This window comes from Saccharothrix sp. CCNWYY140 (assembly GCF_037401995.1).
Taxonomy (GTDB): domain Bacteria; phylum Actinomycetota; class Actinomycetes; order Mycobacteriales; family Pseudonocardiaceae; genus Actinosynnema.
This window is the reverse complement of the sequence record NZ_JBBEGC010000202.1, coordinates 1-8,694: the sequence shown is the minus strand read 5'-3', so window position 1 is coordinate 8,694 and position 8,694 is coordinate 1. Positions and strand designations below refer to the sequence as shown.

The following is an 8,694-nucleotide window of genomic DNA, read 5'->3' as shown; positions in this document are numbered from 1 at the left end:
GATGACACAAGCAAGAAGCCCAAGTTGCGCTGTGTCCTCCTCGGTGGACTGCCGCTTGCCGGCTTCGCCGAAGAGCCGCGCTTTGCGCGTGGTTAGGCGGTTCGGTGTTCTACGCTGCGGCGGCGGTATTCTGACGGGGAGAGGCCGAATTCGGTTTTGAAAGCTCGGCTTAGGTAAGAGGCGTCTACTAGGCCCCAGCGGGCGCCGATTACGCCGATTGCCAGTTGGTGTTTGCCTGGGTCGGCTAGGTCTTGGCCGCAGCGTTCCAGGCGGCGGTGGCGGATCCAGGCTGAGACCGTGGTGCCGGCCTCGCTGAAGAGTTTGTGCAGGTAGCGGGTGGAGATGTGGTGGGCTGCTGCTATGTCGCCTGGGGACAGGTCGGGGTCTTCCAGGTGGGCTTCTACGTAGGACTTGATCTTTACCAGCATTGCGGCGCGGGAGGTTTCGGTTGGGATGTCGGTGAAGTCGACCTGGTCGGCCAAAGCTGTGCCTAGCAGGTCTACGACGTTTCTTGCTAGGCGTACGCTGCCGTGGACCTGGGGGTCGTCGATGTTGCGGGCCAACTGGACCAGGGTGGTGCTGACTATGCCGCTTACGCCTTGGCCGCCGGCGAAGCGGATTGCAGTTAGTTGCTCGACCTGGGGGGTGGGTAGGCACAGCATCGACCTGGGGAACATCAATACCAGGGTGGACGACACGTCGTCGAAAGCCAGGGAGTATGGGCGGGTTGTGTCGTAGATGGCGAAATCGCCTGGGCGTAGGGCTGCCTGACGGCCGTCCTGACTGAGTTTGGCGGTGCCGTGTAGTTGCAGGCTTAGTTTGTAGTACTCCGGGGCCGCGCGGGAGATTGTGCGGGCTGTGCGGCGGACGGTGTGGGGGTCTGCTGAGGCCTCGTACACGGCTACGCTGCCCAGGTTTCGGCCGCGGAGTCTGCCTCGGAATGCCGTGTGTTCGCCGGTGGTGGCTTCCAGTGGCACGAAGGTTTGGGAGACCGCCGACTGCCACAGGTCGAACTGCTGGGGCGCGGGGACTCCCGCGGTGGTCAGCACGTAGGACATCGTCGCCCTCCAGGACCGGTGACGGTGGGTGGGATCGGTGAAGGGCACGCTCGTCTGCGGTCGGGCGTTCGTCAAGGGGTTGTTGCGGAGTCGCAAAAAGTTCGACTAGCCGGTGCGCCGAGGGTCAAAGACCGTGCGCACGCGGTCAACCGCTGGTCGGGACCGTCCTGTTAGACCTGGATGGCCGGCGCGTGGACACGTGCCGGGCGCGGATCGTATTCGATCCGCTACACGATCCCCGATGCGGAGGTGACCACATGGGTGAGGTCGTGCTGGCCGCCAAGATCACGCATGTGCCGTCGATCTGGCTGTCCATCCACCCGGGCAAGCACCACGGCATCCGCAGGCCCGCCGAGCTGGGTCTGGTGGAGGTGGGGCGGCGCGCGAAGGAGCGCGGCGCGGACACCTTCGTCGTGGCCGACTCGCACTGGATGAACAGCATGAGCTTCCACGTCAACGGGAAGGCGCGCCACCGGGGCAGTTACGCCTCGCACGAGCTGCCGCACTTCATCCGGGACCTGGAGTACGACTACCCCGGCTGCCCGGAGCTGGCCGCGCTGATCGGCGAGGAGATCACCACGGGCGGGCAGAAGGCGATGGTGCACGACGTCAAGGACCTGGGCCTGGAGTACGCGACGCTGGTGCCGATGCACTTCATGAACCGCGACGGCGACCCGATCGCCGTGGTGCCGGTGGGGTGCAACATCTACTCCTCCATCGACGAGAACCGGCGGGTCGGCGAGGCCATCGCGCGGGCGGTGCTGCGCAGCGACCGCAAGGTGGCGTTCCTGGCCAGCGGGTCGCTGTCGCACCAGTTCCCGCCCAACGAGGTGTCCTCGCAGTACCTGGACCGGATCAGCAACCCCATCAACGAGCAGGCCGACCGGCTCGTGCTGGAGCAGTGGCAGTCCGGGCGGATCGCCGAGTTCCTGGCCGCGCTGCCCGCCTACAACGAGCGGTTCACCGGCGAGGCGGCGATGGCGGACACCGCGATGCTGTTCGGCATCCTGGGCTGGGACGCCTACACCGGTCACGGCGAGCAGCTGTGCGACTACTTCCCCAGCAGCGGGACCGGGCAGGTCATCGTCGATTTCCCGATCCCGGACGGGCTGAAGGCATGACACACCCTTTGGGTCTACAACCGTCGAAAATCGTCGCGGTGCACCTGAACTTCCGCAGCCGGGCGGCGGAACGGGGGCGTTACCCGGATGAGCCTTCGTACTTCTTGAAACCGCCGTCGTCGTTGTCGTGGACCGGACGGGATCTCGTGCGGCCGGCGGGCACGGAGTTGGCGGCGTTCGAAGGTGAGATCGCGGTGGTGGTGGGCAAGCGGGCGTCCCGGGTTTCGCGGGAAGAAGCGGTCGAGTACATCGGCGGTATCGCGGCGGCCAACGACTTCGGTGTCCACGACCTGCGTTATGCGGATCGGGGGTCGAACCTGCGGTCGAAGGGCGCGGACGGTTTCACCCCGGTCGGTCCGGTGCTGTTGGATCCGCGTCAAGTGGACCTGCATGATATTCGTCTACGCACGTGGATTAATGGTGAGTTGGTGCAGGACGACAACTCCGGCGAGCTGTTGTTCGACTTCGCTTATCTGATCGCGGATCTGAGCCGGAACGTGACGCTGGAGCCCGGGGACGTCATCCTCACCGGCACGCCTACCGGCGCGACCGTGGTCTCGCCTGGCGATGTCGTCGAGGTCGCGTTGAACGACACCGGGCGGCTGAGGAACGTGGTCCGCGATGGTCCGGCGCTGGAAGGACCCGGTGCACGGCCGCGTGTGACGGTCGAGGACCGGAATGCGGCGGTCGGCGGGTCGGTGCCGGTCATCGCACCCGAGACCGAGGCGGCCTTGCGGCAGGTGTCCACGGCGACCCTGTCCAGCCAGTTGCGCAAGCGGGGGCTCAACCACACGTTCCTGACCGGGTTGGCGCCCTCGCGGCCGGACCTGCGGATGGTTGGTGTCGCCCACACGTTGCGGTTCCTGCCCCTGCGGGAGGACCAGTTCGCCGAGCGCGGCGGCGGGATGAACGCGCAGAAGCGGGCCGTGGAGGCGTTGGGGCCGGGTCAGGTCCTGGTCATCGACGCCCGCGAGGACCACGGGGCCGGAACGCTCGGGGACATCCTGGCGCTGCGCGCGTTGCGGCGGGGTGCGGCCGGGGTCGTGACGGACGGGTGCCTGCGGGACAGCCCGGCCTTCCGCGACCTCGACCTGCCCTCCTATAGCGCCGGGGCGCACGCGGCCGTCCTGGGGCGGCGGCACGTGCCGTGGGAGGTCGGGGTGGACATCGCGTGCGCCGGAGTGCTGGTACGGCCCGGGGACGTGCTGGTCGGGGACGCCGAAGGGGTCCTACTGATCCCGCCCGCGCTGGTGGACGAGGTGGCCGCCGACGCGCTGGAGATGGAACGCGAGGAGCGGTTCATCCTCGACCGGGTCTCCGCCGGCGCGTCCGTCGACGGCCTGTACCCGCTGGGGACGACCGCGCGGGCCGAGTACGAGCGGTGGGACGGATGACCGCGCCCGCCAAGTCCAAGACCCAGTACGCCTACGAGACCCTGCGCGACCGGATCGTCGGAGGCCGCTACGGACCCGGCGCCCGGCTGGTGTTCGACCGGATCGCGCGCGAACTGGGCGTCAGCCCCGTGCCGGTGCGCGAGGCGGTGCGGCGGTTGCAGGCCGAGGGGTGGGTGGTGTTCGAGCCCAACGTCGGCGCGCAGGTCGCCGAGTTCGACCCGGACGGCTACCGGCACAGCATGGAGGCCCTCGCCCTGCTGGAAGGTCACGCGGTCGCCTCCGCCGCGCTGTCCCGCCGCCTGCTGGACCGGGCCGCGCACCTCAACGACCTGATGGCCGCCTCGCTGGTGGAGTTCGACCCGCTGGGCTTCACCCGGCTCAACCGCGAGTTCCACCTGCTGCTGTGCGGCGAGTGCCCCAACCCCCGGTTGCGCGACCTGATCACGACCGAGTGGGCGCGGCTGGACCTGAGCCGGCGCACCACGTTCGCCCTCGTGCCCGGCCGGGCGCACGAGTCGGTCGCCGAGCACGCCGAACTGCTGCGGCTGCTGCGCGCGGGCGCGCCGGCCGACCAGGTGGAGCGCTTCGCCCGCGACCACAAGCTCAACACCCTCCGGGCCGTGACCGCGGCCGGCGTTCCCAAGGAGTTCCCGACATGAGGTTCCGTTCCGACCCGGCGGCCATCCGCGGCTCGATCGCGCCGGTGGTCACCCCGTTCACCGCCGACGGCGAGCTGGACACCGAGAGCCTGCGCGCGTTGGTGCGGTGGCAGAAGGAGTCCGGCTCGCACGGCGTGTCCATCGGCGGTTCGACCGGCGAGCCCAGCGCGCAGTCGCTGGAGGAGCGGGTCACGGCGATGCGCGTGGTGGCCGAGGAGACCGGGGACGCGATCCCGTTCCTGCCCGGCACCGGCGCGGCGACGCTCAAGCACACGCTGGAGCTGACCGACCAGGCCCGGCGGCTGGGCGCGGACCTGGCGCTGGTCATCACGCCCTACTACAGCCGTCCCACGCAGGAAGGCCTGTTCGCCTGGTACGACGCCGTGGCGCGCGAGTTCCCGGACCTGCCGATCGTGATCTACAACGTGCCTTCGCGCACGGCCGTGGACATCGCGCCCGACACGGTGGCCCGACTCCGCCAGACCCACTCGAACATCGTGGGGATCAAGGAGACCACCAAGGACTTCGAGCACTTCTCGCACGTGCTGCACAAGTGCGGGCGTGACTTCCTGATGTGGTCGGGCATCGAGCTGCTGTGCCTGCCGCTGCTGGCCATCGGCGGCGCGGGTTTCGTCAGCGCCCTGGCCAACCTCGCGCCGACGGCCGTGGCGCGCATGTACGAGCTGTACGCGTCCGGCGACCACGACGCCGCCATCGACCTGCACTACCGCCTGCACCCGCTGGTGGAACTGCTGTTCGTGGAGACCAACCCGGCCCCGGCCAAGCACGTGCTGGCCAACCTGGGCCGCATCGCCAGCGGCCACGTCCGCCCGCCCCTGGTCTCCCCCACTCCCGCCGGCCTCGCCCGCATCGACGCACTGCGCGCCCAGGCCGCCGACCTCCTCGAACCCGCCGGAGTCACCGCATGAACATCCCGAACGAACTGCTGCACCACATCGACGGCAAGGACGTCCCCAGCGTCGACGGCCAGACCTTCGGCGTCAGCGACCCGGTGACCAACACCGAGTACGGCCGGGTGGCCGCCGGTGGTCCGGCCGACATCGACCTAGCCGTGGCCGCCGCTCGCCGGGCGTTCGTGGACGGGCCGTGGCCCCGGATGTCCTCGCGCGAACGGGCTCGGGTGCTCGTGCGCATCGCCGACGCCATCGAGGCGCGGGCGGAGCGGCTGGCCGAGCTGGAGACCTTCGACACCGGCCTCCCGGTCACCCAGGCACGCGGTCAGGCGCACCGGGCGGCGGAGAACTTCCGGTACTTCGCCGACGTCATCGTGGCCCAGCACGAGGAGGCGTACCTGGTCGGCGACCAGCAGGTCAACTACGCGATCCGGCAGCCGGCCGGCGTGGCGGGTCTGATCACGCCGTGGAACACACCGTTCATGCTGGAAACCTGGAAGCTCGCGCCGTCGCTGGCGGCCGGCTGCACGGTGGTGCTCAAGCCCGCCGAGTGGTCGCCGCTGTCGGCGAGCCTTTTGCCGGGGATCATGGCCGAGGCCGGGGTGCCCGAGGGCGTGTTCAACCTGGTGCACGGCATCGGCGAGTCGGCCGGCGCGGCCCTGGTGGCACACCCGGACGTGCCGAGGCTGTCGTTCACCGGGGAGAGCGGCACCGGGCAGATCATCATGCGCACGGCCGCCGAGCACCTCAAGGAGGTGTCGATGGAACTGGGCGGCAAGTCGCCCTGCGTCGTGTTCGCCGACGCCGACTTCGAGCGGGCCGTGGATGCTGCGGTCTTTGGGGTGTTCTCTCTGAATGGTGAGCGCTGCACGGCTTCCTCGCGGGTGTTGGTGCAGCGGGAGATCTATTCGTCCTTTGTGGACGCCTTGGCTGCGCGGGCTTCGGCGGTACGGGTCGGGTTGCCGTCCGACCCGGCGACCGAGGTCGGTGCTTTGATCCACCCCGAGCACTACGAGCGGGTCATGGAGTACGTCGAGACCGGCAAGCGGGAGGCGCGGCTCGTCGCCGGCGGCGGTCGCCCCGAGGGCTTGGCCGAGGGGAACTTCCTGTCTCCCACGGTGTTCGCCGACGTTCCTGCGGACGCGAGGGTGTTCCAGGAGGAGATCTTCGGGCCGGTGGTGTGCGTGACGCCGTTCGACACCGAGGAGGAGGCGGTGGCGCTGGCCAACGCCACCAAGTACGGGTTGGCCGGGTACGTGTGGACCTCCGACCTCCAGCGCGGGCATCGGGTGGCGCGGGCCGTGCAGTCCGGGATGGTGTGGGTCAACTCGCACAACGTCCGGGACTTGCGCACACCGTTCGGCGGAATCAAGGCCAGCGGTGTCGGGCGGGAGGGTGGGGCACACAGCATCGACTTCTACAGCGACCTGCGCGCGGTGCACGTCGCCGTGGGCAACCTGACCCCTCCGCGCTTCGGGGCGTTGCGATGAGCGGGCGTTTCGCAGGCCGGGTCGCGCTCATCACCGGCGCGGGGACTGGCATTGGTGCCGCCACCGCGCGCCGGGTCGTCGCCGAGGGAGGGCGGGTCGTGCTGACCGGCCGCCGCCCCGGCCCGTTGGCGTCGGTCGCCGAACCGTTGGGTTCCTCAGCCTTGGCCTTGCCTGCTGATGCCGCCGACGGTCCCGCGATGAAGGCCGTCGTGGCCCAGGCGGTGGAGCGGTTCGGCCGGGTGGACGTCGTGGTCGCCAACGCCGGCGGTCACGGCATCGGCGCGGCCGGCGACACCACGGACGAGGCCTGGCAGTTGTCCTTGGACGCCAACCTGACCAGCGCTTTTGTCACGATTCGCGAGGCACTGCCGCAGCTGGTCGACGGCGGTGGGGCGGTCGTGCTGGTGTCGTCCTTGGCTGGGTTGTTCGCCGGTCCGGGTGTTGCCGGTTACACGTCGACCAAGCACGCGTTGGTTGGGCTGAGCCGTTCCATCGCCCGCGACTACGGCCGGTTCGGTGTGCGGGCCAACGTGGTGTGCCCTGGCTGGGTACGCACGAGCATGGCCGACGAACAGATGGACCGCTTCGCCGTTGCCAAGGGCTTGGATCGGGAGGCGGCGTACGCCCTGGTCACGTCGAACACCCCGTTGGGCAGGCCCGCTGAGGCCGACGAGGTCGCCGCGTTGATCGCGTTCCTGGCCTCGCCGGAGGCGTCGATCGTCACCGGGGCCGTGGTGACCGCCGACGCGGGCGCTAGCGCGGTCGACCTGCCCACCATCGCACTGGCGTAAGGAGCGTTCATGTCGGAGGAGTGGAAGACCGTCGATGACTTCGCGGCGGGTATCGACGGCAACCGTCTTCCCCGCAGCAATGCGCTGGTGGGCTTGACGTGGACCGTGCGGCACGATGACGGTGGTCGGGTTGATTTGTCCTTTGTGGATGAGAGCAGCTTGGAGGGCGGTGACCGGTACGAGGCAGTGGAGGGTGCTCCTGGGGTGTTCTTCGTGTCCAGGACGTTCCGTGACGAGCCTCGGCGGGCGGAGGTCGTGATCGCGGACGTGAACACCCTGCGCACGCTCACCGTGGAGTCCACGATCGGTGTTGAGGCGACGCCTGGCGTTCCTCAGGTCTCCCAGCGGTTCCGGGTGGGCGTTCTTGCGGGTGGTGAGCCGTCCGGGGAGGCATCGGCGGAGACCAGGGATCTGATCGGCTGGCGCGCGCTCTACCGGTACAGCCCAAACCATTTGTACGAACACGTGTACCTCAGCTCGGAGCGCTACGCGTGGCAGTGCCTGGTCGGAGAGCAGCGGGGGCACGGCGACGTCGACTTGGCCACGGCGTGGAAGATCGGCGAAAACCGGTATGTGTTCACTTTCCGCGAGTTCCGCATCCCAGTGGCCACGACTTGGCTGTACGACTTGGACGCGCTACGCACTACCGGTGTCTTCTTCGGCCTTAATGGTGAGGGTGAGGTCCGATTGGCACCTGGGGGTGCTCACGTCATCCCGCTAGGCCGGGTTGCTTATCCCGGTGACGACCAGCCTGTGTGAGGGAATGTATGACCGCGTTGGACGTTGTTCGGGCTCATTATGCTGCTTCGGAGCGGGGGGATTTGGAGGGGATGCTGGCACCGTTGGCTGCGGAGGTGAAGTGGACCGAGGCTGCGGGGTCGACTTATGGCGGTACTTATTTCGGGGTGGATTCGATTCGGGAGAACGTGTTTTATCGGATCGGGGCGGAGTGGGTGTCGTTCAGCGCGAACGTGTCGGAGTTGCTTGACGCTGGGGATGTGGTGGTGGCGTTGGGCGAGTATGTCGGGGTGCATCGGGGGACGGGGAAGGCTATGAGTGCGCGGTTCACTCATGTGTGGCGGGTGGTGGAGGGGCGGGTGACGGAGTTCGAACAGGTCGCCGACACGGCCCTGATCCGAGCCGCAGAGTCCTGACCAGCCCCACCTGCACAGGACGCGTCTAGCGCCCGAAGGGCGCGCTCTTCGAAGTAGCTCGCGCAGCAGACCTCCCAACTTGGGCTTCTTCCGTCATCCCCGTATGGCCTGCC

General features: G+C 68.7%; 9 protein-coding genes. 8 read left to right on the top strand and 1 reads right to left on the bottom strand.

Annotated elements, in window-relative coordinates; genetic code table 11:
- Positions 1-92 precede the first annotated feature (92 nt).
- Positions 93-1,058 (bottom strand): helix-turn-helix domain-containing protein, encoded by a 966-nt coding sequence (locus WBN91_RS38015; RefSeq protein ID WP_337729161.1) that lies wholly within the window; start codon positions 1,056-1,058, stop codon positions 93-95.
- 257 nt (positions 1,059-1,315) lie between these two features.
- Here WBN91_RS38015 and hpaD point away from each other — a divergent pair, with 257 nt between their 5' ends.
- From hpaD to WBN91_RS37975, 8 genes are read left to right on the top strand one after another with little or no spacing between them, the layout of a single operon-like run.
- Positions 1,316-2,179, top strand: a complete 864-nt coding sequence (hpaD, locus tag WBN91_RS38010; RefSeq protein ID WP_337729160.1) for a 3,4-dihydroxyphenylacetate 2,3-dioxygenase — start codon at positions 1,316-1,318, stop codon at positions 2,177-2,179.
- A complete protein-coding gene (locus tag WBN91_RS38005) occupies positions 2,176-3,573 on the top strand; it encodes a fumarylacetoacetate hydrolase family protein (protein ID WP_337729159.1) in 1,398 nt (465 codons plus the stop codon). Before hpaD ends, WBN91_RS38005 begins: the two co-directional genes overlap by 4 nt.
- Positions 3,570-4,232, top strand: coding sequence for a GntR family transcriptional regulator (locus WBN91_RS38000; RefSeq protein ID WP_337729158.1), 663 nt, complete (start codon positions 3,570-3,572; stop codon positions 4,230-4,232). Before WBN91_RS38005 ends, WBN91_RS38000 begins: the two co-directional genes overlap by 4 nt.
- Positions 4,229-5,161: a 4-hydroxy-tetrahydrodipicolinate synthase gene (gene dapA / locus WBN91_RS37995; protein ID WP_337729157.1), complete on the top strand. Its 933-nt coding sequence runs from the start codon at positions 4,229-4,231 to the stop codon at positions 5,159-5,161. The genes WBN91_RS38000 and dapA overlap by 4 nt, the downstream gene beginning before the upstream one ends.
- Complete coding sequence (gene hpaE, locus WBN91_RS37990; protein WP_337729156.1) at positions 5,158-6,636, top strand: 5-carboxymethyl-2-hydroxymuconate semialdehyde dehydrogenase; 1,479 nt, start codon at positions 5,158-5,160, stop codon at positions 6,634-6,636. Before dapA ends, hpaE begins: the two co-directional genes overlap by 4 nt.
- Positions 6,633-7,427 (top strand): SDR family NAD(P)-dependent oxidoreductase, encoded by a 795-nt coding sequence (locus WBN91_RS37985; protein WP_337729155.1) that lies wholly within the window; start codon positions 6,633-6,635, stop codon positions 7,425-7,427. Before hpaE ends, WBN91_RS37985 begins: the two co-directional genes overlap by 4 nt.
- A gap of 9 nt (positions 7,428-7,436) precedes the next feature.
- Complete coding sequence (locus tag WBN91_RS37980; RefSeq protein WP_337729154.1) at positions 7,437-8,186, top strand: molybdenum cofactor biosynthesis F family protein; 750 nt, start codon at positions 7,437-7,439, stop codon at positions 8,184-8,186.
- An 8-nt stretch (positions 8,187-8,194) separates the two neighbouring features.
- Positions 8,195-8,581 (top strand): nuclear transport factor 2 family protein, encoded by a 387-nt coding sequence (locus WBN91_RS37975; RefSeq protein WP_337729153.1) that lies wholly within the window; start codon positions 8,195-8,197, stop codon positions 8,579-8,581.
- Positions 8,582-8,694: the final 113 nt, after the last annotated feature.